Here is a 24,422-nt window from a genome sequence, read left to right as displayed (position 1 = left end):
TCCCATGAGCACTTCCGTCTACTCCCGTTACCGCGCCGCTTTCGCCCAGGCTCTTGCCAGTGCCCTGGGCGTGCCGGCGGCCGACATCGAAGCCCAGGTCAAGCCCGCCGAGCCGGCGCACGGCGACCTCAGCTTCGCCACCTTCCCTCTCGCCAAGGCCCAGAAGAAGGCCCCACCCGCCATCGCCGCCGGACTGGCGCAGTCGCTCAGCGTCCCCGGGCTCGACATCAAGGCGGTGGGCCCCTACGTCAACGCGCGCTTCGCCCCCCTGCCCTTCACGGCGGAGGTCATCGACGCCGCGCGCGCCGCGGGCATCCGCTATGGCGGTGACGACGACGCGGGCCGCGGCAAGACAGTGGTCATCGACTACTCGTCGCCGAACATCGCCAAGCCCATTGGCTTCCACCACATCCGCACGACGTTCCTCGGCCACTGCATCGCCAACATCTACCGGGCGCTGGGCTGGCGGGTGGAGGGCATCAACTACCTGGGCGACTGGGGCAAGCAGTTCGGCCTGGTGGCCGTGGGCTTCCAGGAGTACGGCGACCCGGCCCGCATCGACGACATGGCCCACCTGGTGGAGGTGTACGTCAAGGCCAACAAGCGCGCCGAGGCCGAGCCCGAGTTCGACGAGAAGGCCCGCGCCTTCTTCCGCCGCATGGAGGCCGGTGACGCCGAGGCCCTCAAGCTCTGGAACCAGTTCCGCGACACGAGCATCAAGGGCTTCAAGAAGATCTACGAGCGGATGGGCATCGAGTTCGAGCACATCGAGGGCGAGAGCCGCTACCAGGGGAAGATGGATGCGGTCATCGACCAGATTGCCCAGAAGCCCGGCGTGAAGGAGTCGCAGGGCGCGCTCATCGTCGACCTGCCCTACGCGGAGAACGAGCCGCCCATCCTGCTGAAGAAGAACGACGGCAGCACGCTGTACGCCACGCGTGACCTGGCCGCCGCGCAGGACCGCTACGAGCGCTTCCACTTCGACAAGTCGCTGTACGTCGTCGCGCAGGACCAGGCGCTGCACTTCCGGCAGGTGTTCCGCACGCTGAAGGAGATGGGCCTGCCCTGGGCGGACCGCGCCGTCCACGTCGCGTTCGGCCGCATCCACGGCATGAGCACGCGCAAGGGACAGGTGGTGCAGCTCAACGACGTGCTGGACGAGGCGCGCGAGCGCGTGTCCGTCAAGGTGCGGGAGAACGTGGAGGCCGGGCGCATCCAGACGGATGACGCGGACGCCCTCTCCGAGCAGATTGCCCTGGGCGCCATCGCCTTCGGCGACCTCAAGCACAAGCGCGCCAGCGACTACACCTTCGACTGGGACGAGGTGCTCAGCTTCGAGGGCCACACCGGTCCCTACCTCCAGTACGCCCACGCACGCGCCGTCAACGTGCTGCGCAAGGGCGGGGGCGCGCCGGCAAGCTACGACGCGGGGCTGCTGACGCTCCCCGAGGAGCAGGCCCTGCTGCGTGAAATCATGCGCCTGCCCGAGGTGGTCCGCGACGCGGCGGAGCAGTACGAGCCCAGCCTCGTGGCCCGGCTGCTGCTCGACGTGGCCTCGGCCCTCAGCCGCTACTACACGCTCGGCAACCAGGAGCGCGACAAGCGCATCAACGTCGAAGGGGATGACGCACTGCGTTCTGCGCGACTCGCCCTGATTGACGCCGCTCGGGTTACGCTGGCCGCTGGGCTGACGCTGCTGGGCATTCCCACGCCCGACAACATGTAGCCAGGAGCATCCTTGGAGACCGCGCTGTCACAGTCTGCGAATCGGGGAGCGTCCTTGTTGAAGGACGAATTCGGCCCCATGGGCCGGGCGCTGGGAACGCGCTACCTGGAGAGCGTGCACTTCCCGCCGGAGTCCGAGACGGAGCTCCGGAACCTGCACGCCAAGGGCTTCGTGGTGCACGTCATGCGCACCACCGCCTGGGTGAACTTCCTCTACCTGACGTGGGCCATGGTGCGCCGGGCGCTTCCGCCCGTGCGCGCCGTGGTGAACCTGCGGCCCTGGTTCACCAGGCCCTGGCGGCAGACGAAACAGCGCGGTGACTTCCTCCAGCGCTTCGAGCACGCCCGGCAGGCGGGCGGCAGCGGGCTCGTGTTCCTCCGCCGCACCGCCCTGCTCAGCCCTTCTGGCAAGGAGACGCGCGAGGACCCCTTCCCCGCCCTGGTGGCCATGGCGCGCCAGTCCGACCGGCCCGTGTACCTGGTGCCGGAGCTGTTCGTCTGGGAGAAGCGGCCCGCGCGGCTCAAGCCCAACTGGGTGGACGTGGTGTTCGGGAGCCCGGAGGCGCCGGGCTTCCTGCACTCCATGCTGGCCTTCTTCCGCAACTACAAGCGCGCGCAGTTCCGCGTGGGCGAGCCCATCGACCTGCAGCGCTTCGTGGCGGACAACCCGCGCGACTCGGACGAGGTGCTGGCCCGCAAGGTGCGCAGCAGCCTCCACGTCCACCTCGCGCGAGAGACGCGGGCCGTGTTCGGTCCGCCCGTGAAGCCCGCCTCCCGCATCATCGAGGAGACGCTGCGCGACCGCGCCCTGCGCAAGGTGGTGGACGAATGCGCCGCCGAGTCGGGCCGCAAGCCCGAGAGCGTGCTGCGCGAGGCGCGGCGGAACCTGGAGGCCATCGCCGCCAAGCCCAGCCCCACCGCCCTGGCGTTCACCTCGCCGGTGCTGGAGTGGGTGTTCAACCGCATCTATGACGGCATGCACGTGGACGAGGCGGGCCTGCACCGGGCGCTCAAGGCCGCGGGCCGCGCGCCCATCGTCCTGTGCCCCAGCCACAAGAGCCACGTCGACTACCTGGTGATGAGCTGGGTGCTGTGGAACCGGGGCTATTCCGTGCCCCTGGTGGCCGCGGGCGCCAATCTCTCCTTCTGGCCCCTGGGGACCTTCTTCCGCCGCTGCGGCGCCTTCTTCCTCCGGCGCTCGTTCAAGGGGGACAAGGTCTACGCCGCGTCGTTCAAGGCCTACGTGCGCAAGCTGGTGCACGACGGCATCCACCAGGAGTTCTTCCCGGAGGGCGGCCGCTCTCGCACCGGCAAGCTGCTGCTGCCCAAGCTGGGCATGTTCACCTGGCAGGTGGAGTCCGTGCTGGAGGGCGCCCGAGACGACCTCATCTTCGTGCCGGTGGCCATCGACTACGAGAAGGTCGTCGAGTCCAGCAGCTACTCGAAGGAGCTGGCGGGAGGCGAGAAGAAGCCCGAGGACATCAAGGCGCTCCTCAGCGCGCCCAAGGTCCTGGCGGCCCGCTATGGCCGCATCCACCTGGGCTTCGACGAGCCCATCTCGCTGCGCGAATTCATGAAGGCCCGTGGCATCAACCCCGACGAGCCTGTGTCGGACGAGCAGAAGAAGGGGCTCGTGCGTGCGCTGGGCAACCGGGTGATGTACGGCATCAGCAAGGTGTCCACGGTGACGCCGCACGCGCTGGTCAGCACCGCCCTGCTCTCCCACCGCCGCCGCGGCCTGACGCAGCGGGAGATGGCGGACCGCATCAACATCCTCCGCCGCATCGCCGTGGAGGAAGGCGCTCCGCAATCGGTGGAGATGCGCAACGCGCCCAGCAACCCGGAGACGCTGGGCCCCATCCAGGACGCGATGCGCACCTTCATCGACGATGAGATGGTGCGCACCCAGGAAGCGCGCGGCGAGGTCATCTACCAGGTGGAGGACGCCCGCCGCCCGGAGATGTCCTTCTACAAGAACACGCTGATGAACCTGGTGGCCTCGCGGAGCCTCGTGGCCAACGCCATTCTCGCCAGCGGGAGCCCCGCGCCCTACGACACGGTGAAGGAGCGCGCGCTCTTCCTGTCGCGTCTGTTCAAGGTGGAGTTCATCTACCGGGTGGGCACCACCTTCGACTCCATCTTCGCGGAGACGGTGGAGCGGCTGGAGCGCATGGGGCTGGTGCTCGAGGAGAACGAGACGCTCCGCGTGGCGCCGGAGGCCCATGCCCGCCCGGACCTGGAGTTCCTGGCGGACATGCTGCGGGACTACCTGGAGGCGTACCTCCTGGCGGCCATGACGATGCAGGACGTGGCCAACGGCATCGCCGAGGACCGGAAGAGCTTCGTCAAGCTGGCCCTGGAGACGGGCCGCGCGGAGTACCACGCCGGCCGCATCACCGCCTCCGAGTCCCTGGCCAAGGTGACGCTGGAGAACGCGGTGGCCTTCCTGCTGGACCAGAAGCTGCTCACCGAGGCCGACAAGAAGCTGTCGCTGGGACCCGCGGCCACCGAGCCGCAGGCACGGACGCAGCTCGCCGACGACATCCGCGAGTACCTGAAGCGGGCCTGATGCGCCCCCTGAACCGCCCGCGAACGCGGGCGGGGCACCGTGCCTCGGGGCGCTGTCGTCAACTCGCGCGTCGCTCGGCGAGCATCGTGCCCTTCCCTCACAGCCCACCGTAGGCCTCCACGCCCAGGCCCACCCGCCCCACGTAGCGCACGCGCAAGCCGTCGAAGGCGAGGATGTCACCGGCGTCACCGTAGAGCTGGCGCCCGAGACGCACCTCGAAGCCGCCGGTGGCGTAGCGCACGAAGGCGTGCAGCAGTTCCGCGTCCTCCGAGCGGAGCCCGTCCACCAGCGCCGCCTCGCCGTGCGGCAGGCCGAAGTCCGCCCAGATGCGGAGATTGGACTCGAAGCCCAGGTCCTCGCCGATGGCGAGCTCGAAGGCGTTGAGGCCCAGGTACTGGACGATTCGCCGCGGAGGCAGCAGGGCCAGCGCATCCGGTGTGCTGCCACGCCACGCGCGAATCTGGTACGCCTGCGCCTCGGTGCGGGCCTCGACCTGGAACGCCGCCGCGTGCGACGTCGCCGCATCCAGACCACGCCCCAGGATGCCCAGGACGCAGGCATGATGCCTCCACGTCCGCCGCGCTGATCGAGCCAGGCTGAAGGACGTCAAGGTTCGAACACTCTAGGAGAATCACCGTTGGAAGACGCCACCCCTAGCGCCCCCCCGCCGCCCACGCCGCCAGGGCCGCCTTCCGGAGCCAGTCCGGGCCCGAGCCCGAGGTGGCTGGCCATGGCGAGCGCGGCCCTCGCGCTCGGGCTGTTCATCCTCGTGGGAGGCACGGTCCAGCTCGCCAACCCGGCCTTCGGCATCTGGTTCACCGAGCTCATCGTCTTCCTGGGGCTGGGCTGGGTGATGCTGCGCCACGCGGGCTGGCGCCCCGTCCTCTACACGGGGCTGCTGCCCGCGCCTCGAGGCGCCACGCTCATGGGTTTCCTGCTGGGCGTGGCGAACTTCTTCGCGCTGGTGGTCCCCATCCAGTTCCTGGCCCAGTCGATTGCGCCCGAGTGGCTGACGCGGATGTTCGACAGCTCGCGGCTGTTCGAGGAACAGACCCCCGTGGAGCTGGCCCTCATCCTCGCGGGCGTGACGGTGGCGGCGCCGCTCTGCGAGGAGTTCTTCTTCCGCGGCATCTTCCAGCGAGGCATCTCCCCGGCGCCTCCCGCACCGTCCCTCCGCCCCCTGGTGATTTCGGCGGTGGTGTTCAGCGCGTTCCACCTGGACCCCGTGGGCTTCGTGGCGCGCACCGAGCTGGGCCTGCTCTTCGGGTGGCTCTACCTGAGGACCGGCTCGCTGTGGCCCGGCATTGGCGCCCACGCGGCCAACAACCTGGTGTCCTCGGTGCTCTTCCTGGCGGCCAAGGCCATGGGCGAGGAGACGGCGGATGCCTCGGAGACGACGGATCCGCGGCTGGTGCTCGCCCTGGCGGCGGCGGGCTGGGCCGGGCTGGGTGCCCTGCGCGCCTTCGCGCGCAGGAACCCGTCCATCTGGGGCCCTGGCATCCACGCCAGTGACGAGGAGGCACGGGAGGCGGGCCCCGTGCCCTCGCTGGCCAGGCTCCTGTTGCCCTGGGTGGTGGGCGCCACGGTGTCGCTGGGGGTGCTGGTGGCGGTGGACTCGCGAGGCCTGTCGCTCAACTTCTACGACGCGCAGTACCCGCTCCCCCCGCTGGAGGCCCCCGCGCCGCCTGCCTTGCACGCGGAGCGCAAGGCCCTGAGTGCGCTCCGAGCCGCCGCGCGGCGCGGCGAGCTGCCCATGGAGGCCTACTACGAGGAGCGACAGCGGCAGATCCGGGCGCACGCCTTGAAGACGGCGCCCGGGTTGAAGCCGTGATGGTGCGGCGCCCGGCTCAGACGAAGCGGTAGCTGCTGACGTGGAAGATGGGGCCCACCATGGCGCTGGTGAGCGTGTCCCCATCCACACGGCCCTCGGCCTCGATGCGCTGACCGTCCTTCTTCAGCTTCCGGTCGCCGCCGGCGAGCTGGTACGTGGTGCCGTCGTCCCCCTCCAGCACCCAGACGCCCGTTTCGATGTCGCGAAAGACGACGCGGCCCGTGAGCTTCATGCGTCCTCCTTCTGGAGCATCGCGCGGGCGATGACGAGGCAGATGACGGTGTTGAACCCCAGCCAGGGCTTGGCGAGGAACGCGAAGGGCAGCCACGCCAGCGCTGGCGCCCCCGCCCAGGCCGTGTAGGCCAGGAAGCCCGCGAAGCCGAGCGCCAGTCCGCCCATGGCGGACCGCAGCCCGCGCCACTTGATGGCCGGCAGCGACAGCAGCAGCGGGATGAGCGCGCTGTAGAAGAGCGGATTCACCGTCCTGCCCCGGCCGAAGATGATGCGCTCCCAGTCGGGGATGGGCAGCGACGCCGTCTGCACCACGTCGCCCGCCGCGCCCTCGGCGCCGCCAAACCACCCGCGCAGGAAGAAGGCCCCCACCGTGGACAGCAGCAGCGGGATGAGGAAGGCCGGCCGCACCAGCACGTTGAGGTAGCCGGGCCGCGCGCGGCCTCGCAGCGTCAACAGCACCAGCGCCAGCAGCGCCAGCGCCCAGTACAGCGGCGGCCACTGGGCCGAGCCCCCGCCCAGCGCCGCGAGCGACGCCTCGGCGTTGAGCAGGCCGTGGCCGTACTGCTCGTTCCAGGCCTGGTCCGCCGTCTTCTTCGCGCCCGCGTAGAGGGCCTTCTCCACTTCGTCCGGCCCCTTGGCGCCCGCCGCGTAGAGCATCGCCGCCACGGCCGCCACGTGCGGCGTGGCCATGCTGGTGCCCTGGTAGGACGCGTAGACGGAGCGCGCCGGGTCGCGCGGGTCGATGGTGTTCTGCAGGATGCCGCCCGCGTCGCCCTGGCGCTTGTCCCCACCCGGCGCCGCGATATCCACCTCCTTGCCGTAGGACGAGTACGGCGCCAGCGTGCCCTCGGGCCCCACCGCCGATACCGCCACCGCCCCCGGATAGGCCGCCGGGAACTCCACCTTGGGCCGCCCGCCGTTGCCAGCCGCGGCCACCACGGTGACGCCCTTCTTGCGCGCGTACTCCACCGCGCTCGCCATCACCTGCGAATACGCGCCGCCGCCCAGGGACATGTTGATGACGTCCGCCCCGTTATCCGCCGCGAAGCGGATGGCGTCCGCGATGTCCGCCGTGTTGCCGCCGCCGAAGTGGTTGAGCACCTTGACGGGCATCAGCGTGGCGTCGAAGGCCACGCCCGCTACCCCTTCACCGTTGTTGGTGGCCTGCGCGATGGTGCCCGCCACGTGCGTGCCGTGGCCGTGGTCGTCGTTGGCGTGCTCGTCGTCGTTGACGAAGTCGTAGCCCTTCACGAACTTCACGCCCTTGAGGTCCGGCACCTGCTTGAAGTCGTCGTGGTCCTCGTACGCGATGCCGGTGTCGAGCACCGCCACCACCACGCCCTTGCCCCGGTTGCGCTCCCAGGCCTTGGGCATGTCGATCATCCGCAGGTTCCACTGCTTCGCGAACTGCGGATCATTGGGCGTGAAGCTGGCGCGGACCTCCATCAGCGGCTCGGCGGCCTCGACGTCCGGGTGCTGACGGATGCGCGCGAGCACGCCGTCCACGTCGTCCACCCCGACGGCCACCGTGAGGGCCTCGCTGGCGCTCTCCACGGAGTTGAGCTCCAGGTCGACGCCCCAGTCCACCTCCCAGGCGTCGAACTCCGCCTTCGTCGTGCCGTCCTTGAAGTCCACGACGATGGCGCCCTTCACCACGTCCCGGGGGTCGAGCGCCTGCACATCCACGGGCGGGGGCGCGTCCTCCTCACGCGAAGCCGACGCACAGGCGGCCGTCAGCGTCAGGGCCAGCGCCGCGCCACCCAGGGTCCATCGCACCTTCCGCATCAGGCCACTCCTTGAGAAACGAAACACGCGTCTGGAGACCCCTACGAACGAACATCACATCGATTGGGTCTGCACCGGCAGTCTGGATGCCCCCTCTCCCGGCGTGCAAGGGCGAGCGGAACGAGAAACGTGAAGAAGTCCAAAGGTTTGCGCTGCATCGGTCATCCGCCGGAGAGCCGCCGCAGCCAGGCCGCCACGGCGTGGCCGACCTGGGGCAGGTTCCTCTGGAAGGTGGCACCGGCCTCGTCGATGACCTCTAAGTCGCCGCCAGCCCGGCCGACAGCGGCGGAGACCGCGGCCCGAGGGAGCCGGGTGTCCTCCTCCCCCTGCACCACCAGGAGCGGGCAGGTCACCCGGGAGAAGACGTCCGGATCCACCAGGGCCGGCGCCACCAGGCATAGGCCCCCGACGGTGGCGTACTTCGCCTGGAGCGCCAGCGCCACCTGGGCCCCGCCATGGAGGGCCGCCACCGCCACCGCTGGCGCCCCCGTGTTCTCCAGAAGCACCTGCATGGCGGCCTCGGCGTCCGCGAGGAGCTCCAGGTCCTTCCCCCGCTTGCCCTGGCTGGCCCCCACGCCTCGGTGGTTGAAGCGCAGTGTAGGGAAACCCGCGCTCGCCGCCGCCCAGACCAGCTCCGCCGCCACGACATGGTCCATGCCGCCCCCCTCGTCTGGCCGAGGTGGAATGATCAGCAGCGGAGGCGCCCGGCTTCCTCGGTGGGTGGTGCCCTCCATGACCTCCTGCCCCACCGGAACGAGCGTCGCCCGCTCGAGGAACTGACCTTTCTGGACCATGCCTCACCTTAACCTCGGGCCCGGGCTCCGACGCCTTCACGCGCCGTGCGACATGAGCCCACACGGGTTTTCGTGCGAAATCTGCACCAACACGAAACTTCCGGTCGGATTCGAGGACAATGCGGAAACACCCCCTGATTCCGCAGGAGCCCCCACCTCATGACCACCATCCAGCGCGGACGGAACACCATCGCGCAGACCTCCCGCAGCACCGCGGACCAAGTCCGCGAGAGTGCCGCGCCCGTCACTCGTGGCGTGCAGAACACCGTCGCGGGCGCCACCGCCCAGCGCGGCGCCGTGGTGGACGGGTTCGACAGCCGTTCGGCGCAGACGCAGGCCGTCGCCGGCGTGTTCACCGCGCCCGCGGGCGCCAAGGACAAGGTCTACGACGGCAAGCTGGTGGGCGCCGGTGGCCAGACGTTCGAGCCGACCACGCCGCTGGATCAGGTGCCCGCCTTCGTCCCGGCGAACAACCCGAACGCCCAGGAGACGGTCGTCTACGTCAACGGCATCTCCACCAACAAGGACGGCCAGGCGCGCGAGCTGCAGGCCATCGCGAACAGCACGGGCATGCGTACCATCGGCGTGCACAACGCCACGTCCGGCATGATTGCCGACGTCATCCAGGCCGCGAAGGACAAGCTGAACAAGGGCAAGAACCCCGCGGTCGACTCGCTGTCGGACATCGTCTACTCCGAGCTGAAGGCGGGCCGTGACATCCACCTGATGGGCTACAGCCATGGAGGCCTCATCACCTCCCGCGCGCTGAAGGACGTCGCCAACCGGCTGCGCATCGAAGATGGGATGTCCAAGGAGCAGGTGCAGCAGACGCTCAGCCGCGTCAACGTGGAGACCTTCGGCGCGGCGGCGGCCACCTACCCGGACGGGCCCAACTACGTGCACTACGTCAACAACAACGACGCGGTGCCCGTCCTCTTCGGCCAGGGCAGCAAGGGCTGGACGCCGGGCGACCTGTTCCGCGACGCGGGCGAGGGCGCGAAGGTCCACCACTTCTCCGAGAAGGGCATGTTCAGCGGCGCCCACTCGCTGACCGAGACGTACCTGAACCACCGCGTCCCGTTCGACGAGGCCCGCGCCGGCAACTTCTGAGGTCGAAGGCGCCCGCTCCACGGCGGACACAGCAGAGGCCACGAGGTGCGGAACCTCGTGGCCTCTCGCGTTTCAGGCGCCGCCCGCTCGCTACACGGCCTGCAGCACGTAGAACTTGAGGTACTTCCCTTCCGGGAACTGCAGCCGCACCGGGTGGTCGGGCGGCTGGTAGCGCTCCTCGACCAGCGCCAGGTCCACCCCGGCCTTGAAGCCCGCCTCGCGCACCGCGCCCATGAAGTCCTCCGGACTCACACGCGCCGAGCACGACGCCGTGGCCATCAGCCCGCCCGGCCGGAGGATGGCCAGCGCCTGGCGATTGAGCGACGCGTAGCCGTCGATGGCCGCCTGCACCGCGCGCTGGCTCTTCGCGAAGGCCGGCGGGTCCAGGATGATGAGGTCGAAGGTGCGGCCCTCGTCCTTGAAGGACTGGATGATCTTGAAGACGTCGGCCGCCAGGAAGTCGTGCTTCTCCGCGGCGATGCCGTTGCGCGTGAAGTTCTCCCGGGCCAGGGCGATGGCGTCCGGGTCCTGGTCCACGGAGAACACGCTGTTGGCCCCGCCCAGCGCCGCGTTGACGGAGAAGCCACCGCTGAAGCTGAAGCAGTTCAACACGTCGCGCCCCTTCGCCAGCCGCCGGATGAGGTAGCGGTTCTCCCGCTGGTCGAGGAAGAAGCCCGTCTTCTGCCCACGCCAGGCGTCCACGAGGAAGGTGGCGCCGCGCTCGCGGATGGGGATGAGCTCCGGGGCCTCGTGCCCGTAGAGCATCTTCCCGGAGCCACGGCCCTCGTCCTCGTCCACGTCGTCGCGGCCCACTTCGTCACGACCGATGATGCCCTTGAGGCCTGGCACCCCCGCCTTCAGCGCCTCGATGAGCAGCGGCCGGTACGGCGTCAGGCCCGCCGAGTACAGCTTCATCACCGCCCAGCCAGCGTACAGGTCCACCACGACGCCCGGCAGCCCATCTCCCTCGCCGTGAATCAGGCGGTAGCTGTCCGTGTCGGTCAGATCGATGAGGGCCGTGCGCTCGGACAGCGCCTGGCGAACCCGGCGGGTGATGAAGCCCGCGTCCACCGTGTCGCGCGGATCTCGCGTCAGCACGCGCACGGCGATGGCGGAGTGCGGGTCGTAATACCCACGCGCCACGAACTTCCCGTTCTCCGTCAGGTCCACCACGCTGCCGGCCGGAATCTTCGGCACGTACTCCAGCGCCTTGCGGAACACCCACGGGTGCCCCGCGCGCAGGTGGCGCCCCAACCCGCGCGCCAGCTCCAGCTTCACGACATTCACGGTGTCACTCCTCACGGGCCGCGCCGCGGCCCTTCCGGGCCAGGATGGCACGGGCCAGTTCCTCGAAGCCCCGCCCCTCGGGCGCCCGGGTGATGAAAGCAGGTGGCGCCTCGATGCGGTCCAGGACGGCACGCACGTTGGCCACGCCCACGCCCAGTGCAAATGCGGCGAACATCGGGGCGTCGTTGAAAGAATCCCCGGCGTATACATAACGGCCATCGCGCGGGTCCAGCCGCTCGCCCCAGGCCGTCTTCGCGAAGCGCCGCGTCGCGCTCAGCTTGTCGAAGCGCCCCAGCCAGCAGTTGATGTGGACCGACGAGCGCACGGCCGTCACGCCCCGGGCCAGCAGCAACGACTCGATGCGGTCCGCGCCCGCGTCGCCCAGCCGGGCCTCCTCGTTGTAGTCCACCGCGAGGTCGACTTCCGTGTACGCGCTGTCCATGGACAGCCGCGCGCCGGGCACCTGCTTCAGCACCCGGGCCACCTCCGCCTGGAGCCGCCGCCGGTTCGCCACCCGCTCGGCCGGCGCCTCCGCGTACACCTTCCGCAGCCGCCCCTTCGCCCCCTTCAGGAAGAACAGGCCGCCGTTCTCCACGATGACGCCGTCCACGGGGAGCTGGCGCGCCCAGGCCTCTCCCCACCCCGCCGGCCGGCCGCTCACCAGCACCACGCGCAGGCCCGCGGACGCCAGGCGCTCGAGCGCCCGCACCGTGTCCGAGCGCAGCTTGTGGCCCGTGGTCAAGGTGCCGTCCACGTCGGTGAAGACGCCCTCCACGCGGGACAGGTCCGCCTCGCGCAGCGGGCGAGGCACGGTCTGCATCGAGCGCGCCCCCATCACATCACGTCCAGTCCGGCGAGCAGGCCCTGGAAGGTGGTGAGGGTGCTCCGCAGCTCCTCGGCGGACAGCTGGCCAATCTGGAGCTTGCGCGCCTTGCGCAGGAAGGCATCCAGCTCCGGCGCCCGGCCATAGAGGAACTGCGCGCTGCCCGCCGCCTCGGCCAGGGCCCGTGCCGCCCCCACGAAGTCCGAGTCCACCAGCGACATGGCGCGCTCCAGCCGGACGCCACAGGACGCCCACACCTCGCGGTCATGGACGATGAGCAGCTGGCGCTGGTTCACCGCGGACAGGCCCTGCACGAAGGTGTTCAGCGCCTCCACCACCGTCACCAGCTCCTCGCGGGACGGGTTGGGAAGGATGGCCAGCCGGCCCACCTCGGCGCGCATCTCCACCACGTGCCGCTTGTCCTGCGCGCGCAGGTTTCGATACGCGGCCGTCCGCCCGAAGGCGTCCAGCTCCGTCTGGAGTTGCTGGGCGTTCCACTGGACGTCCTGGGCCTCGGCCTCGCGGACCTTCTTCAGGCGCGCGGTGAGGATGCGGCCCAGGTCGGCGGTGATGGCCCGGACCATCACCGCGGCCTTCACCTCCGCCGCGTAGCCGGGCACCACCTGCGCGCGCGTCACCTCGCCCAATGTGCTGGCGGACTCAAAGACGAGGTTGCTCATCTGCTCGCGGAAGCGCGCGCGGAAGCGCTGGATCTCCGCCAGCAGCGTCCACCGGTCGCTCACCACCGATGGGTTGCGCATGGCCTCGCCCAGCTGCGTGATGCCCTGGGCAATCTGGCTCATCGCCTCCTGGACGACGGCCACGGCGGACTCGGTGCTCGCCACGCCCGGGGGCTGCACGGGGAACTGCTCGCGGATGACGTTGAGCAGCCCGTTGACGTCCATCACCGTGTCGCGGATGACGGGCGCCATCTCCTCCCACAGTGACAGATCTGGCGAGGAGTCCACGACGGGCGTCTCGTACCGCACCAGGTCGAGGTCGCTCAGGCGGGAGATGGCATGCGCGGTGGCGACGTACACCTTGCGCAGACGGCCAGCGAACGCCGGATCCGGATGGGACTTGAGGATTTCATCGAGCCTCGCGGACAGCGAGGCCTGGGGGGTCTCTGCGGCTTCGGACACGGGTGTCACACTCTAGCGCTCGACTTCCGCGCGGGGGAGTTCTAGCACTCGCATGCGGGCCACGCCGCTGGCATCGGAGCGCTACGGGATGATTCAGGTCTGTCTGGTGAAGGACGGTCGGCTTCTCACCGGAGGTGAAGAGCTCCTCCAGGAGGACGGCCGGAAGTGGATCGACGTCCTGCACCCGAGCGAGGAGCTGTTGAACCGGCTGGCCGCACAGTTCGGCCTGCACAAGCTGGCCGTGGAGGACTGCCTCCACCTGGATCAACGGCCCAAGCTGGAGGAGTACCCCAACCACCAATTCATCGTGCTCCAGGGATTCACCCTCACCGGCAAGGACGTCTGTGAGCTGACGCTGCACGAGCACCACTTCTTCCTCGCGAAGGACTGGCTCATCAGCGTCCACGAGCTCCCCTTCAAGGGCCACGACACCGTCCTGCGGCGCGTGAAGGACGACCCGCATGGGACGCTCATCCGGGGCACGGACTTCGTCCTCTACATGCTGGCGGACACGCTGGTGGACGCGCAGTTCCCCATCCTCGACACGTTCAGCGACGAGCTGGAGGACCTGGAGGTCGCCATCTTCGAGAGGCCGGAGAAGTCCCACCTGCAGCGCATCTTCGCGATGAAGCGGATGCTGGTGACCTTCCGCCGCGTGCTGTCGCCCCAGCGCGACGTGGTGGGCCTGCTGTCCCGCCGAGGCATCCCGAACGTCCACGAAAAGACGACGCTCTACTTCCGTGACGTCTACGACCACCTGGTGCGGCTGTACGAACAGATTGATGCCGGGCGGGACATCATCAGCAACGTGATTGATGGTTACCTGTCCATGGTGGCGAACAAGACGAACGACATCTCCAAGCAGCTCACCATCTTCGCCACCATCTTCCTGCCGCTGTCGTGCATCGTCGGGTTCTTCGGGCAGAACTTCGACCGGCTCTACACGACGGGTGCCTGGTACGTGATGTGGGTGTCCATCCTCGCGCTGCCCGTGGGGATGGTCTTCTGGTTCAAGCACAAGGACTGGCTCTGACAGTTCCACGAGGAGAGGAATCATGCTGACCGTCACCGTGGATGGCGTCCCCCTGCACTACCGGGACGAGGGCAAGGGCCCTCCCGTGCTACTGCTCCACGCCTTCCCGCTCAACGGCAGCGCCTTCGACGCGCAGGTGAAGGCCCTGTCGGGGCGCTATCGCTTCATCGTCCCGGACATCCGCGGCTTCGGTCAGAGCTCGCTGGGCGAGGGGCCCACGGAGATGTCCCGCATCGCTCGCGATGCGCTGGCGCTACTGGACGCGCTGAACATCGACTCGGCGGTGGTGGGCGGCGTGTCCATGGGCGGCTACGCGGCCATGGCCCTGCTCCGAGAGGACGCCGGCCGCGTCAGCGGGCTGGTGCTGGTGGACACGCAGGCCACCGCGGACGACGCGGAGGGCAAGGCCCGGCGCGAGGCCAACGCGAAGCAGGCGCTGGACGCCGGGTTGGAGCCCATTGTCGAAGCCATGCTCCCCAAGCTGGTGGCGGCGGGGCCGGACTCGCCCCCGGGCCGAGAGGTGGCGACGCTCATACGCGAGGCCTCGCCCGCGGGCGTCGCCGCTGCTCAGCGCGGCATGGCCCTGCGTCCGGACAGCAAGGACATGCTGGCGCGTTACGCCGGCCCGGCGTTGGTGGTGGTGGGCGAGCACGACGCCATCACCCCATTGGCCAAGGCGAAGGAGATGGCGGACCTCATCACGGGCGCGCGGCTGGAGGTCATCCCCGGCGCCGGGCACCTGTCCAACCAGGAGCAACCGGAGCGGTTCAACGCCGTGCTGGACAGCTTCCTGTCGTCGCTGCAGGGCGCCTGAGCCGGGGCTGGCCGAAGCCCTCGCCACGTGCGAGCATGAAAGCCGGGCGCGCCCGCCTGCTTCCGTCGAGGGGCACATGGACCGCATGCATCTGAAGGACGTCGAGGAACATGAGTCCGACGGCCACTATGGCCGGATGATCCGCATGGCCCGCGAGGTGGGCTCGCCCGTCCCGCAGATCTGGCACCTGTTCGCGTACAAGCCGCGGCTGGGCGAGGCCCTCTCGCGCTTCACGCATGAAGTCATGCGGGGGCCGTCCCCGCTGTCGCCCGGCCTGCGCGAGCTGATTGCCGCGTACACGTCGCGCGGCAATGAATGTTTGTTTTGAACGGGCTCCCACGCCGCGGTCGCGGCGGAACTCCTTGGCGGTCCCGACATGGTGAAGGCGGTCCTCAAGGACGCGGCGAATGCGCCCATCTCCGAGGCCGAGAAGGCGCTCTTTGCCTTCGTGGACACCCTCAACCACCGCGCGGCCCAGGTGGGCCGGGAGGACATCGTCCGCATGAAGGACGCGGGCTGGACGGACGAGGCCATCTTCGACACCGTGACGGTGTGCGCCCTGTTCAACTTCTACAACCGCCGAACCGGATGCACCTCGTCGCGCCATCTCTACAACCCCCTGTTATTGCTGCGATTCTGTGGTGAAAGTGGAACTGCGGACCCGTCGTCGCGGCGGGCGTGTCACGCCAGTGTCCCGCGCCTGCGGGAGCGCCTCAACCGCTTGCCTGAGCGCCTCGAGCCCAGGGGCGTAATAGTGGCGTGCGGTGATGGCCGGGCTGGAGTGCCCCAGCATCATCTGAGCGAGGCGCAGGTCACCTAGCAGCGTCGCGCACGTGCTACGCAGGTGGCGGAACGTCAGTTCCATCGGAAGAGCACGTGGCAACACCGTGCTGCCGCATTTGGCGCAAGCCCTGGGCGCCTTCACGGCGCTGTCGACGCCATGCCCACACACGCAGTCAAGGCGCCAGCCTCGGACCAGTTTCGCCCTCACCAGTTTGCGCTGGAAGATGAGGTTTGCGGCGAACCGCGGCGGACGCATCGAGCCATCCGACGCCGGGAACACCCAGCGACTCGTGGCCTGTTCTTTGGCCCGGCGCATCTCCTCAGCCAGCCACGACGGCAGGGGCACCTGGCGCTCGCGGCGCCCCTTCGTCGTCTCTCTGTCGTATGAGCGGCGGACGTGGACTATCTGCGCATCCAGGTCCACGTCCGTCCACAGCAGGCCGCAGAGTTCCCCTTTGCGAAGGCCGCACATTGCCGCCACCAAGAAGAGGAGGCGGTACTTCCCAGAGACGGCCAGCAGCGCTTCCAGTTGCTCCCTGGTGAGCACTCGTGGCGAGCGGCGTGGAGCGTTCACTCGTGCCGCGTCGGACACTGGGTTGTCGCCACGGAACACACGTGCACGGCGAGCCCACGCGTACAGCACGGCGAGCCGAGCGAGGATTTGATGCACAGTCCCTGGCGCCAGCTTCGCCTGGAGCTTCGCGGAAAACGCATCAACATCTGCTGGCGTCACCTCCTGAAGAAGCTTCTTGCCGAGGTGCTTCACGATGTGGCCGAGGTTGACGCGAATCTGCGGCAAGCTCACAAGGTGGCGGACCGTCTCCTCGTAGCGCTCGGCGGCAGTTGCAATGGTCATCGGCTTCCCCACCGCTACGGCGCTCCCCGTCTTGAGGAGATACGCCTGTTGCGCCGCCTCTTGAGCCAAGCGCTCCGCCTCGGTCTCGGTGCGCGCAGGCGTCCTTTCCTGGCGCCGCTGCCCGTCCGCCCCGGTGTAATCAATCCACCAGGTACCGTTGCGCGGCGCCTCCTTGCGCTTGCCGGCGAATCCCTTCTTAGGGCGGAAGTACGCGCGGGCCATGCTCAGCGAGCCCCCTTCGTCTGCCCGTCGAGCCACTCGCGGACCTCGGCAGGACGGAAGCGAACGGCCGCGCCCAGACGCACAACCGGGAACGTGCCGGCAGCCACGCGGGTGCGGACCCACGTCTTGCCCATCTTCAAGTAGGCGCAGACCTCGTCGAGCGTCCACAGGCACTCGTCCGACGTCGTCGACGCAGAGGATGCTCCGCCGCGCACCACCGAGAGACGAGGCGACAGAGTCTCGTCGTTACCGTCACAGTTGCCCATCACTGAAGTCCCCCACTGCTGCTGAACGTCCTATCAGGTATCTTGCCGCCCTGACGTCCGCCGCCCAACCGTGCACGGGCCGATGCACGGGACCTGCCAATGTCCGGATTCGAGCGGCACTCAACACACCCCGCAGTGCCGCCATTTATCAACCTAATGAAACACAGAGACCCTTTCAACATATCGCCGTCGATTTCTCTTGACGCAATGTAAGGCCTTGCCCCGTCTGTCGACAGATACACGCCTACGCCGTCTGTCCCGAGTGACGCGATTTCACTTTGAGTGATTCGCCCCACACGCTCGCAACCGCGTCTGCAATTGCAGTCCACGCCGCGAGACAGGTGTCTGACATTGTGACAGGAGGCGGCGCCGTGCCCCGCGTCTCTGCTCGTTGCTGGCTGGAGCTGGGCGGGCACGGCGGCCACCTCAAAAACAGCACTCCCGCGTCGTCGTTCAGGAACCGCCGCGGGGTGCCGGAGCAAAAGCCGTCCAGCGCACTGGTGCGGCCCCTGCTCTCGAATCTGTGGAGTACTCGCTGCCTGAACGATACCGCTTCAGCGAGGATGATGCTTCGTCCGTCAAGGTGCCCCCGAAGGTGGGGGCTTGTCAAGTCTTCCCCGGCTAACGGCGACTGCCGGTCAATCGCCGTCCGCGTGGTGTCCGTGCTGCTCCTGGTGCTTCGGGCACTCCCACGCTGCGCCGCAGTCGCAGGCTACGCGCACGGCCGCTGCACAGCAGGTGCCCGCGTCGCGCCTGGCTGCGGTGAGCCGAGGCGGCGGACGACGTGGAGCACGGCGTGGGCGAGCTGCGACAGCGGGCGTCACCCTTCGCGCTCCCGTCCGACGGACACTGGCATCGGCTTCTCTCCGCGCACGGGGACCCAGCACCCGCCCACGTCCTTATCCTCTGCCGAGTTCTTCGGGCACGGCGGCTTGTCGTCGAGCTTGATCCAGCACCCACCTTTGAGCGCTCGCGCAGGGGACTTGCACGGGGGGGTGTCCTGCCCCTCCATCGGTCCATTCGGCACGACGATGCGCTCGCGAATGCGCCAAGGCTCAGGCGTTGAACTGCCGCGAAGGACGTCCGTGTAGGCCACGTTGTCCGTCGTTGCCTCCACGTCCCACGTGTACTCCGCCGGCAGCGGAGTCTGCACCCGGACGTTGACGGTGGCCCCCGGCCAGACGAGCAGCGCCAGCCCGGCCGCTGCCGCGAGCGCCGACGTCCACCGGGGGTGCAGGACTCGAGGAGGCGCCCGCACCGGGGACTCTGGCAGGCGAGCGCGCGAGAGATGCGCGCGCACGGCGGCCTCGTGGCCAACGACCTCGACGAGGTCTGCCGCCTGCTCAAGCGCGGCCGTGACTACCTGCGTGACGCGCCCGCTGGGCGGCGGCGTGCCCTGCACCTCGACGGCAACGCCACCAGGTGACGGCAGCGCAGTGACGAGTACCTGCACCGGCTCCAGCCGCAGGTGCGGCGTCTCACCCGTGGCCACTTGGAGGAGTGCAGGCTGTCCCGCGTCTCCCCGGGAAAGGTAGACGCGGCCAGCGTGCTCGGGGAGTCCGCGCACGCGCGGCCCGCGGTACGGGCCCCTCTCCGCGGCGCTCACTTCGCCCCGCCCTTCTTTGCGGCCGGCTTCTTCTTGGCGGCAGCGGGAGCGGGCGGAGCGGTCAGTGGGATGGGCCCGTGCTCCACCTTGAACGCCTCGATGCCGTCATGAATGAACTGCCGGATGACGTCCGCTCGCGTCGCCTCCTTCTTCGTGAGCGGCGACTTCACACCGGCCGCAGCAAGGCGCTCAGCGATGTAGTCGAGCTCACGCCAGTCTCGCTCTGTCAGGTTGACGAGCTTCCCCACCAGTTCATCGAGTGGGTCCGGCGCATCAAACAGTCCCATTGCGTCCTCTCGGCGGGTGGCTGCTGCCACAGACATATGCCCTCCTTATGTGGGTCTGTGCCGTTCGCGCAACCACCATCTAGGGTGGCGCACTCCCCCAGACAGTAGGCCACGACATATTTTTCAGCAATATGTTGCGGACATATGTCTGAGGCATTATGGTGCTTCTCGTTGGAACGGCGGACGGACGGGGCTCCCGGGAGGGAGAGGGGCGGCGACGGTGCGCGAGCTGGGTGGCCAGCGAGGACGCCGAGGACGGCAGCACTGACACAGGGGGCAGTGATGGAGACGACGGAAGAGCAGGCGATTGACGAGGCTCTCGCGCGGTGGCGGAACCCGCCGCCGCCCACCGAGGAGGAGCGACGGAAGGAACGGGCAGCCGCCGACCTGATGACGCTCCTCGGCGAGGACGAGGACTGACCCGCCGGTGCCCCGCCTACGACTGGCGGGGCATCACGCCCGCCGGAGCGCATCCGGCCTCTCACCCCTATCCCTTGCAGGAGGCGCCATGACGCTGCTGGCGGAGCTTTGCCTTGTAGTCGACAACCGAGAGGACCCGGGCCCCTGGCTGCGGCGCGCGCTGCTGGCGCTCGAGTCCCGCGCCGAGGCGGCTGGGGTGCGCACCTGGATGGTGGAGCGCGCGGTGTACGGGGCGGCGCTCCTGGGCGCCACGGTAGCCCAGCACCACGCGACGCTGGGCGCGGACCCGCTGCCCGAGGTGCTGGCCCAGGTGGCCGGCCTGTCCGTGTCGCTGGTCGCCCTCCTGGTGGGCGCCGAGCTGGACTCGATTGCCGCCCGGGAGCGCGATCAGGCCGAGGCGGAGGGCCGCGAGCCGGTGCGCGTCGAGTGCTCGCCCCGCGCCGCGCAGCTGCGCACCCTCCTCCCCTGGCTGGGCCTCGCGGGCCTGGCGCTGGCCTTCGGCTGGCTGGGCGCGCTCGGCTTCGCGTGGCGCCTCGCCTACCCCGCGTGGCGTCGCTGGTACCGGTCGCACCGTCCGCTGGGCCGAGTGCAGTGGATTCGGCAGGCGCCAAAGCAGTGCGGCCAGACTTGCGTCGCGATGCTCACGGGGCAGTCGGTGGCCGAGGTGTGCGAGTTGATGGGGCGCACCACCGAGTGCGGCGAGCTGGGCATGCGCATCGCGCTCCAGGCCGCCGGCCAAGACCTGGACCCGGCCCTGCGCCCCGGCCTGCCGGAGCCCACGAAGCGTGCCCTCGTCCTGCTGCGGCACGAGCTGACGGGCGCCGGGCACTGGGTGGTGTGGGACCGGGGCCAGGCGGTGTGCCCTGGCGAGGGACCGCTGACGGTGCGGCAGGCCGACGAGCACTGGTGGCGCCATTACTGGGAGGTGGCCGGACACCACCGCGTGCTGCCTGAGGTGGCTGACCCGGTGTCGAGCGCAACGGTTGATGCGTACCGCTCGCACGGAGGTGCGCGATGAACACCCTGACGGATGTGGCCCTATTGGAGGCGTACCTCGCCGCGGCGAAGGACCCGGCGCAGGAGGCGACGGCCCAGAAGCTGGCGGACGAAATCAAGGCGCGCGGCCCGGAGCGCGCGGCCGAGGCGCGCAAGGTGGTGGGCGAGAAGCGCGAGGCGGCGCGGCAGGTGGCACAGGAGGAGGTGCCGCTTGCCGGGCCCGGCACACCTCTGGACTTCATCAACTTCGCCGCGCTCGCGGCGGCCCTTTGTCACCCTCGTGCCGGGCGCATCGTGTACCAGTCGTCGGTCCCCCAGTGGGATGCCATTCAGCGGCGGCATGTCGATGGGCCCGCAGAGGCCCATGCTTGGGTCAGCGGCCCATGGGACTGCCTCAAGTCACTGACGGTGGCCGAACTCGTAGAAGTCGTGTTTGAGCGACTCGGGCGTCCGTCGTTCCCCGAGGAGTCCGCCGCGCTTGAACGCGAGTGGGCAGACGTTGCCCTCGTGCTCTCGCGGCAGGACGACGGGTTGCAGATGGAGCGTTGGGGTGGAGAGCGGCCGGCCAGTCACCTGCCGGTCCGCTGGCGCGTCTTAGCCCGTGGCTACTGGTGCAACGGCAACACGCCCGCCGAGGCGTTCCGGTGTGCGGGCATGGTGCTGCGCGGCGAGCTGGTCGGCACCCGCGGTGAGGCGGAGTTGCCCGAGGACGGGGTGCATCAATGAGCGGCGAGTTGGCCGACGTCGCCCGCCGGCTTCGCGGGCTGGAACGCTGGTGGCGCCCGTCCGAGGTGGGCTCCATCCGGCAGTGCCTGGAGGAGGCCGCCGCACTCCCGGGGCGCCAGGCCGAGGCCCGGAAGGCGCAGCGCGCGGCGCAGGACGAGCTCGCGCGACTCCGCCCCGACGGCACGCCCGCCACGCAGGACCGGTGGCGCGAGCTGCAGGGCACGGTCACGACGCAGGCCCGGGTGCTGCGCGAGCTGGACGCGGAGGAGTCCTCGCTGCTCGCAGCCTTGAGTGTGGAGCTGTGGTGGGCGCGGACGCGCCATTGGCAGGCGGGCGTAGCACGCATCAACGCGATGGAGCCCACGCCTCATTGAATGTCAGACGTCCTCTGTATGTGAATAGACCTAGACGGTCGAGCATCCAGAGCCTGAACCCTGGAGGTCTACCATGAATGTCTGTACCCGCTCCCCGCTTCTAACTTCCAGCCGCCTCAAGGACGCTCGCGCCTGCCAGCGGCTGCATCACCTCCGCTACGGCCTGGGCTACCGACCGCTGGAGGACGCTGCGGTGCTGCGCTTCGGGACGCTCGTCCACGCCGGCCTGGAGGCGTGGTGGAAGGCCCAGCGCGACGAGCGGCTGGAGGCGGCGCTCTCGGCTGTCACCGGTGAGGCGGACGCCTTCGAGCGGGTGCGCGCGGAGGAGATGCTGCGCGGCTACCACCTGCGGTGGAGTGCAGAGCCATACGAGGTGCTCGCCGTCGAGGCATCCTTCGACGCGCCCCTGCGCAACCCCGCCACGGGCCATGTCTCGCGCACCTGGCGGCTGGCCGGGAAGGTGGACGCCATCGTCCGGGACACCCGGGACGGACGCACGCTGCTGGTGGAGCACAAGACGTCGAGCGAGGACGTGGGGCCGGGCAGCGACTACTGGAAGCGCCTGCGCATGGACGGCCAGGTGTCCGTCTACTTCGAGGGCGCCAAGGCCCTCGGCTTCGAGGTGGACGGCTGCCTCTACGACGTGCTGGCCAAGCCGGGCCTGCGCCCCGCGAAGGCAACGCCACCGGAGTCGCGGAAGTACCGCAAGGACGGCGCCCTCTACGCGGGCCAGCGGGAGGCGGACGAGACGCCCGAGGAGTACCGGGCCCGCCTCGTGGAGGCCATCGCCACGGAGCCGCACCGCTACTTCCAGCGCGGCGAGGTGGTGCGCCTCGACGGCGAGGTGGACGACGCCCTCTGGGACGTCTGGCAAATGGGCCAGCAACTCCGCGAGGCCGAGTTGGCGGGACGCGCCCCTCGCAACCCTGACGCGTGCCTGCGCTACGGCCGCGCCTGCTCCTTCTTCGGCGTCTGCTCGGGCGAGGCCAGCCTCGACGACGCCACCCGCTTCATCCGTAGCACCGAAGTCCACCCCGAGTTGCAGCACGCCTAGCAGTGCCATCAGCAGGACGGTCGAAAGAGGAGACCGATGACACCACAACGCAGCAACCCACCACCGAAGCCCGCCGCTTCACCGCCCCCGTCCCGCATGTCGCTGGGCGCGTTGGTGAAGGGCAAGCGCAGTAGCCCCGTCCGCGTCGTCCTGTACGGCGTGGAGGGCATCGGCAAGTCCACCTTCGGGGCCGATGCGCCCGGCGCCGTCTTCCTAGGCGCCGAGGACGGCACCGACCACCTGGACGTGACGCGCTTCCCCTCCCCCGAGTCCTGGCAGGAAATCCTCGACGCCGTGCGCGTGCTGACGCTGGAGCAGCACGACTACCAGACGCTCGTCGTGGACACCCTCGACTGGGCCGAGCCCATGTTGTGGGACTTCATTTGTAAACGGGATGGCTTCGCCAACATCGAGGCATATGGCTACGGCAAGGGCTACAGCGCGGCCCTCGACGAGTGGCGCGTCTTCCTGGCGGCGCTCGACAGGCTTCGCAAGGCGAAGGCCATGAACGTCATCCTCCTGGCGCACTCCCAGATTCGCCCCTTCAAGAACCCGGAGGGCGAGGACTTCGACCGCTACGAGCTCAAGCTCCACGCCAAGGCGGGCGGACTCATCAAGGAGTGGGCGGAGCACGTCCTCTTCGCCAACTACGAAACCTTCGCCGCGAAGGACTCCAAGACGAAGCGGGTGCGCGGTGTCTCCACCGGGGCCCGCCTCGTCTACACCCAGCGCACGGCCGCCTACGACGCGAAGAACCGCGGGGACCTGCCGGAGTCCATGCCGCTGTCCTGGGCGGACTTCGCCGCCGCCCTCGCCTCACACCAGCCAGCGGACCCGAGGGCGCTGGAGGCTGCCATCCGGGAGAAGACGGCGCGGCTCTCCGAGGAGGACAGGGGCAAGGCCCTGGCCGCCATCGAGAGGGCGGCGGGTGACGCGGTGAAGCTGGCGAAGCTCAACGACTGGACGAACGCCCGCATGGGCGAGGTGGAGAACTGACCATGGAATTGGAGAACGGGAAGTACCGCGCGCGCGGTGTGCAGGGAGCCCTGGGCCTGACGAGTGGCGGCAAGGAGCAGGTGGCGGTGGAATTCCAACTGCTGGGCGAGCGCGGCGACGAGCACTACGTCGGCCAGAGCATCACCTGGTTCGGCTTTTTCACCGACAACACCCTGGAGCACACCATCAAGGGGCTGCGCGCCTGCGGATGGCAGGGCGACGACGTGTCCGACCTCGTCGGCATCAACACCAACGAGGTCATCCTCGTCATCGAGAACGAGGAGTACGAGGGCCAGTGGCGCCCGCGCGTCCGGTGGGTGAATGCTCCCGGTGGGGGGCTCGCGCTCAAGCAGCAGATGGAGCCGGCCCAGGCGCGCAGCTTCGCGCAGCAGATGAGGGGCCGCATCCTCGCGCTGGAGCAGGGTACGGGGCAGCGCCGGCCGACGCAGCCGCAACCTGGCCGGAACGCCCAGCAGCACCGGAGCGCCCCGCCGCAGCGCAGCGCGCCGCCCCAGGGACGCGGAGCGTATGGCGACTACAGCCGCGGCGGCGCGTACCAGGAGGACGTGCCGCCGCCCGGCGACGACGACTTGCCGTTCTGAGCAGTACCGCGCGGACGGACGGAGCAGCGGCCCCTGCTCCCCGCGCGCACGCCGCCTCCCATCAGGCGGCACCCCGCCCACACGGGC

At 69.4% G+C, this 24,422-nt stretch carries 25 protein-coding genes; 14 read left to right on the top strand and 11 right to left on the bottom strand.

The window, feature by feature from the left end:
• Positions 1 to 4 precede the first annotated feature (4 nt).
• The gene (gene argS, locus VZL07_RS32205) at positions 5 to 1,726 is read left to right on the top strand and encodes an arginine--tRNA ligase (protein ID WP_426751783.1); all 1,722 of its coding nucleotides are present in this window, start codon (positions 5 to 7) and stop codon (positions 1,724 to 1,726) included.
• A 12-nt stretch (positions 1,727 to 1,738) separates the two neighbouring features.
• Positions 1,739 to 4,294 carry a 1-acyl-sn-glycerol-3-phosphate acyltransferase gene (locus VZL07_RS32200; protein WP_426751782.1) on the top strand — a complete coding sequence of 852 codons (2,556 nt, stop codon included), beginning with the start codon at positions 1,739 to 1,741 and terminating at the stop codon, positions 4,292 to 4,294.
• 97 nt (positions 4,295 to 4,391) lie between these two features.
• On the opposite strand, the gene VZL07_RS32195 is transcribed toward VZL07_RS32200, so the two are convergent.
• Positions 4,392 to 4,904, bottom strand: coding sequence for a hypothetical protein (locus tag VZL07_RS32195; protein WP_426751781.1), 513 nt, complete (start codon positions 4,902 to 4,904; stop codon positions 4,392 to 4,394).
• A gap of 27 nt (positions 4,905 to 4,931) precedes the next feature.
• Between VZL07_RS32195 and VZL07_RS32190 the strand changes: the two genes are divergently transcribed.
• Positions 4,932 to 6,125 (top strand): CPBP family intramembrane glutamic endopeptidase, encoded by a 1,194-nt coding sequence (locus VZL07_RS32190; protein ID WP_426751780.1) that lies wholly within the window; start codon positions 4,932 to 4,934, stop codon positions 6,123 to 6,125.
• Between the two features lie 16 nt (positions 6,126 to 6,141).
• Here the strand turns inward: VZL07_RS32190 and VZL07_RS32185 are convergent, their stop codons facing one another.
• From VZL07_RS32185 to VZL07_RS32175, 3 genes are all read right to left on the bottom strand, one after another.
• Positions 6,142 to 6,357, bottom strand: coding sequence for a DUF5818 domain-containing protein (locus tag VZL07_RS32185; RefSeq protein WP_426751779.1), 216 nt, complete (start codon positions 6,355 to 6,357; stop codon positions 6,142 to 6,144).
• A complete protein-coding gene (locus tag VZL07_RS32180; protein ID WP_426751778.1) occupies positions 6,354 to 8,144 on the bottom strand; it encodes a S8 family serine peptidase in 1,791 nt (596 codons plus the stop codon). Before VZL07_RS32180 ends, VZL07_RS32185 begins: the two co-directional genes overlap by 4 nt.
• A 161-nt stretch (positions 8,145 to 8,305) precedes the next feature.
• A complete protein-coding gene (locus VZL07_RS32175; RefSeq protein ID WP_426751777.1) occupies positions 8,306 to 8,938 on the bottom strand; it encodes an alpha/beta hydrolase in 633 nt (210 codons plus the stop codon).
• A 159-nt stretch (positions 8,939 to 9,097) separates the two neighbouring features.
• Here VZL07_RS32175 and VZL07_RS32170 point away from each other — a divergent pair, with 159 nt between their 5' ends.
• A complete protein-coding gene (locus VZL07_RS32170) occupies positions 9,098 to 10,048 on the top strand; it encodes a hypothetical protein (RefSeq protein ID WP_426751776.1) in 951 nt (316 codons plus the stop codon).
• 90 nt (positions 10,049 to 10,138) lie between these two features.
• On the opposite strand, the gene VZL07_RS32165 is transcribed toward VZL07_RS32170, so the two are convergent.
• From VZL07_RS32165 to VZL07_RS32155, 3 genes are read right to left on the bottom strand one after another with little or no spacing between them, the layout of a single operon-like run.
• On the bottom strand, positions 10,139 to 11,335 hold the full coding sequence (locus VZL07_RS32165; protein WP_426751775.1) for a class I SAM-dependent rRNA methyltransferase: 1,197 nt from the start codon (positions 11,333 to 11,335) through the stop codon (positions 10,139 to 10,141).
• A gap of 4 nt (positions 11,336 to 11,339) precedes the next feature.
• A complete protein-coding gene (locus VZL07_RS32160) occupies positions 11,340 to 12,155 on the bottom strand; it encodes an HAD-IIB family hydrolase (RefSeq protein WP_426751774.1) in 816 nt (271 codons plus the stop codon).
• 14 nt (positions 12,156 to 12,169) lie between these two features.
• Positions 12,170 to 13,309: a hypothetical protein gene (locus tag VZL07_RS32155; RefSeq protein ID WP_426751773.1), complete on the bottom strand. Its 1,140-nt coding sequence runs from the start codon at positions 13,307 to 13,309 to the stop codon at positions 12,170 to 12,172.
• A 43-nt stretch (positions 13,310 to 13,352) separates the two neighbouring features.
• Between VZL07_RS32155 and VZL07_RS32150 the strand changes: the two genes are divergently transcribed.
• The 3 genes from VZL07_RS32150 to VZL07_RS32140 all read left to right on the top strand — a co-directional run bounded on the left by VZL07_RS32150 (position 13,353) and on the right by VZL07_RS32140 (position 15,475).
• On the top strand, positions 13,353 to 14,333 hold the full coding sequence (locus VZL07_RS32150; RefSeq protein ID WP_426751772.1) for a magnesium transporter CorA family protein: 981 nt from the start codon (positions 13,353 to 13,355) through the stop codon (positions 14,331 to 14,333).
• Between the two features lie 22 nt (positions 14,334 to 14,355).
• Positions 14,356 to 15,147 carry an alpha/beta fold hydrolase gene (locus VZL07_RS32145; protein ID WP_426751771.1) on the top strand — a complete coding sequence of 264 codons (792 nt, stop codon included), beginning with the start codon at positions 14,356 to 14,358 and terminating at the stop codon, positions 15,145 to 15,147.
• A gap of 76 nt (positions 15,148 to 15,223) precedes the next feature.
• A complete protein-coding gene (locus VZL07_RS32140) occupies positions 15,224 to 15,475 on the top strand; it encodes a peroxidase (protein WP_426751770.1) in 252 nt (83 codons plus the stop codon).
• 294 nt (positions 15,476 to 15,769) lie between these two features.
• On the opposite strand, the gene VZL07_RS32135 is transcribed toward VZL07_RS32140, so the two are convergent.
• The 4 genes from VZL07_RS32135 to VZL07_RS32120 all read right to left on the bottom strand — a co-directional run bounded on the left by VZL07_RS32135 (position 15,770) and on the right by VZL07_RS32120 (position 19,167).
• Positions 15,770 to 17,008 carry a tyrosine-type recombinase/integrase gene (locus VZL07_RS32135; RefSeq protein WP_426751769.1) on the bottom strand — a complete coding sequence of 413 codons (1,239 nt, stop codon included), beginning with the start codon at positions 17,006 to 17,008 and terminating at the stop codon, positions 15,770 to 15,772.
• 2 nt (positions 17,009 to 17,010) lie between these two features.
• Positions 17,011 to 17,274 carry a helix-turn-helix transcriptional regulator gene (locus VZL07_RS32130; RefSeq protein WP_426751768.1) on the bottom strand — a complete coding sequence of 88 codons (264 nt, stop codon included), beginning with the start codon at positions 17,272 to 17,274 and terminating at the stop codon, positions 17,011 to 17,013.
• 820 nt (positions 17,275 to 18,094) lie between these two features.
• Positions 18,095 to 18,880 carry a hypothetical protein gene (locus tag VZL07_RS32125; RefSeq protein WP_426751767.1) on the bottom strand — a complete coding sequence of 262 codons (786 nt, stop codon included), beginning with the start codon at positions 18,878 to 18,880 and terminating at the stop codon, positions 18,095 to 18,097.
• The gene (locus tag VZL07_RS32120; protein WP_426751766.1) at positions 18,877 to 19,167 is read right to left on the bottom strand and encodes a hypothetical protein; all 291 of its coding nucleotides are present in this window, start codon (positions 19,165 to 19,167) and stop codon (positions 18,877 to 18,879) included. Before VZL07_RS32120 ends, VZL07_RS32125 begins: the two co-directional genes overlap by 4 nt.
• Before the next feature lie 282 nt (positions 19,168 to 19,449).
• Between VZL07_RS32120 and VZL07_RS32115 the strand changes: the two genes are divergently transcribed.
• The 7 genes from VZL07_RS32115 (at position 19,450) to VZL07_RS32085 (ending at position 24,335) form a co-directional block, all read left to right on the top strand.
• Positions 19,450 to 19,587 carry a hypothetical protein gene (locus VZL07_RS32115; protein ID WP_426751765.1) on the top strand — a complete coding sequence of 46 codons (138 nt, stop codon included), beginning with the start codon at positions 19,450 to 19,452 and terminating at the stop codon, positions 19,585 to 19,587.
• An 88-nt stretch (positions 19,588 to 19,675) separates the two neighbouring features.
• Positions 19,676 to 20,605 carry a hypothetical protein gene (locus VZL07_RS32110; protein WP_426751764.1) on the top strand — a complete coding sequence of 310 codons (930 nt, stop codon included), beginning with the start codon at positions 19,676 to 19,678 and terminating at the stop codon, positions 20,603 to 20,605.
• On the top strand, positions 20,602 to 21,309 hold the full coding sequence (locus VZL07_RS32105) for a hypothetical protein (protein ID WP_426751763.1): 708 nt from the start codon (positions 20,602 to 20,604) through the stop codon (positions 21,307 to 21,309). Before VZL07_RS32110 ends, VZL07_RS32105 begins: the two co-directional genes overlap by 4 nt.
• Positions 21,306 to 21,683: a hypothetical protein gene (locus VZL07_RS32100; RefSeq protein WP_426751762.1), complete on the top strand. Its 378-nt coding sequence runs from the start codon at positions 21,306 to 21,308 to the stop codon at positions 21,681 to 21,683. Before VZL07_RS32105 ends, VZL07_RS32100 begins: the two co-directional genes overlap by 4 nt.
• A gap of 73 nt (positions 21,684 to 21,756) precedes the next feature.
• Positions 21,757 to 22,737, top strand: coding sequence for a PD-(D/E)XK nuclease family protein (locus tag VZL07_RS32095; RefSeq protein ID WP_426751761.1), 981 nt, complete (start codon positions 21,757 to 21,759; stop codon positions 22,735 to 22,737).
• A gap of 36 nt (positions 22,738 to 22,773) precedes the next feature.
• Entirely contained in the window at positions 22,774 to 23,733 is a 960-nt protein-coding gene (locus tag VZL07_RS32090; RefSeq protein WP_426751760.1) for an ATP-binding protein, read from the top strand.
• Between the two features lie 2 nt (positions 23,734 to 23,735).
• Complete coding sequence (locus VZL07_RS32085; RefSeq protein ID WP_426751759.1) at positions 23,736 to 24,335, top strand: hypothetical protein; 600 nt, start codon at positions 23,736 to 23,738, stop codon at positions 24,333 to 24,335.
• The last annotated feature ends 87 nt before the right edge of the window (positions 24,336 to 24,422 follow it).

It is taken from the genome of Pseudomyxococcus flavus, assembly GCF_050038885.1.
GTDB classification, from domain to species: Bacteria; Myxococcota; Myxococcia; order Myxococcales; family Myxococcaceae; genus Myxococcus; species Myxococcus flavus.
The sequence above is the reverse complement of the archived record's forward strand: the minus strand, read 5'-3'. Positions and strand labels throughout refer to the sequence as shown.

Excerpts from the sequence above, each read along its gene's own strand:
- argS (WP_426751783.1), top strand. The coding sequence starts at position 5 with ATGAGCACTTCCGTCTACTCCCGTTACCGCGCCGCTTTCGCCCAGGCT.
- VZL07_RS32185 (WP_426751779.1), bottom strand. The coding sequence starts at position 6,357 with ATGAAGCTCACGGGCCGCGTCGTCTTTCGCGACATCGAAACGGGCGTC.
- VZL07_RS32180 (WP_426751778.1), bottom strand. The coding sequence starts at position 8,144 with ATGCGGAAGGTGCGATGGACCCTGGGTGGCGCGGCGCTGGCCCTGACG.
- VZL07_RS32175 (WP_426751777.1), bottom strand. The coding sequence starts at position 8,938 with ATGGTCCAGAAAGGTCAGTTCCTCGAGCGGGCGACGCTCGTTCCGGTG.
- VZL07_RS32170 (WP_426751776.1), top strand. The coding sequence starts at position 9,098 with ATGACCACCATCCAGCGCGGACGGAACACCATCGCGCAGACCTCCCGC.
- VZL07_RS32160 (WP_426751774.1), bottom strand. The coding sequence starts at position 12,155 with ATGCAGACCGTGCCTCGCCCGCTGCGCGAGGCGGACCTGTCCCGCGTG.
- VZL07_RS32150 (WP_426751772.1), top strand. The coding sequence starts at position 13,353 with ATGCGGGCCACGCCGCTGGCATCGGAGCGCTACGGGATGATTCAGGTC.
- VZL07_RS32145 (WP_426751771.1), top strand. The coding sequence starts at position 14,356 with ATGCTGACCGTCACCGTGGATGGCGTCCCCCTGCACTACCGGGACGAG.
- VZL07_RS32140 (WP_426751770.1), top strand. The coding sequence starts at position 15,224 with ATGGACCGCATGCATCTGAAGGACGTCGAGGAACATGAGTCCGACGGC.
- VZL07_RS32135 (WP_426751769.1), bottom strand. The coding sequence starts at position 17,008 with ATGGCCCGCGCGTACTTCCGCCCTAAGAAGGGATTCGCCGGCAAGCGC.
- VZL07_RS32130 (WP_426751768.1), bottom strand. The coding sequence starts at position 17,274 with ATGGGCAACTGTGACGGTAACGACGAGACTCTGTCGCCTCGTCTCTCG.
- VZL07_RS32120 (WP_426751766.1), bottom strand. The coding sequence starts at position 19,167 with ATGGGACTGTTTGATGCGCCGGACCCACTCGATGAACTGGTGGGGAAG.
- VZL07_RS32115 (WP_426751765.1), top strand. The coding sequence starts at position 19,450 with ATGGAGACGACGGAAGAGCAGGCGATTGACGAGGCTCTCGCGCGGTGG.
- VZL07_RS32110 (WP_426751764.1), top strand. The coding sequence starts at position 19,676 with ATGACGCTGCTGGCGGAGCTTTGCCTTGTAGTCGACAACCGAGAGGAC.
- VZL07_RS32105 (WP_426751763.1), top strand. The coding sequence starts at position 20,602 with ATGAACACCCTGACGGATGTGGCCCTATTGGAGGCGTACCTCGCCGCG.
- VZL07_RS32100 (WP_426751762.1), top strand. The coding sequence starts at position 21,306 with ATGAGCGGCGAGTTGGCCGACGTCGCCCGCCGGCTTCGCGGGCTGGAA.
- VZL07_RS32095 (WP_426751761.1), top strand. The coding sequence starts at position 21,757 with ATGAATGTCTGTACCCGCTCCCCGCTTCTAACTTCCAGCCGCCTCAAG.
- VZL07_RS32090 (WP_426751760.1), top strand. The coding sequence starts at position 22,774 with ATGACACCACAACGCAGCAACCCACCACCGAAGCCCGCCGCTTCACCG.
- VZL07_RS32085 (WP_426751759.1), top strand. The coding sequence starts at position 23,736 with ATGGAATTGGAGAACGGGAAGTACCGCGCGCGCGGTGTGCAGGGAGCC.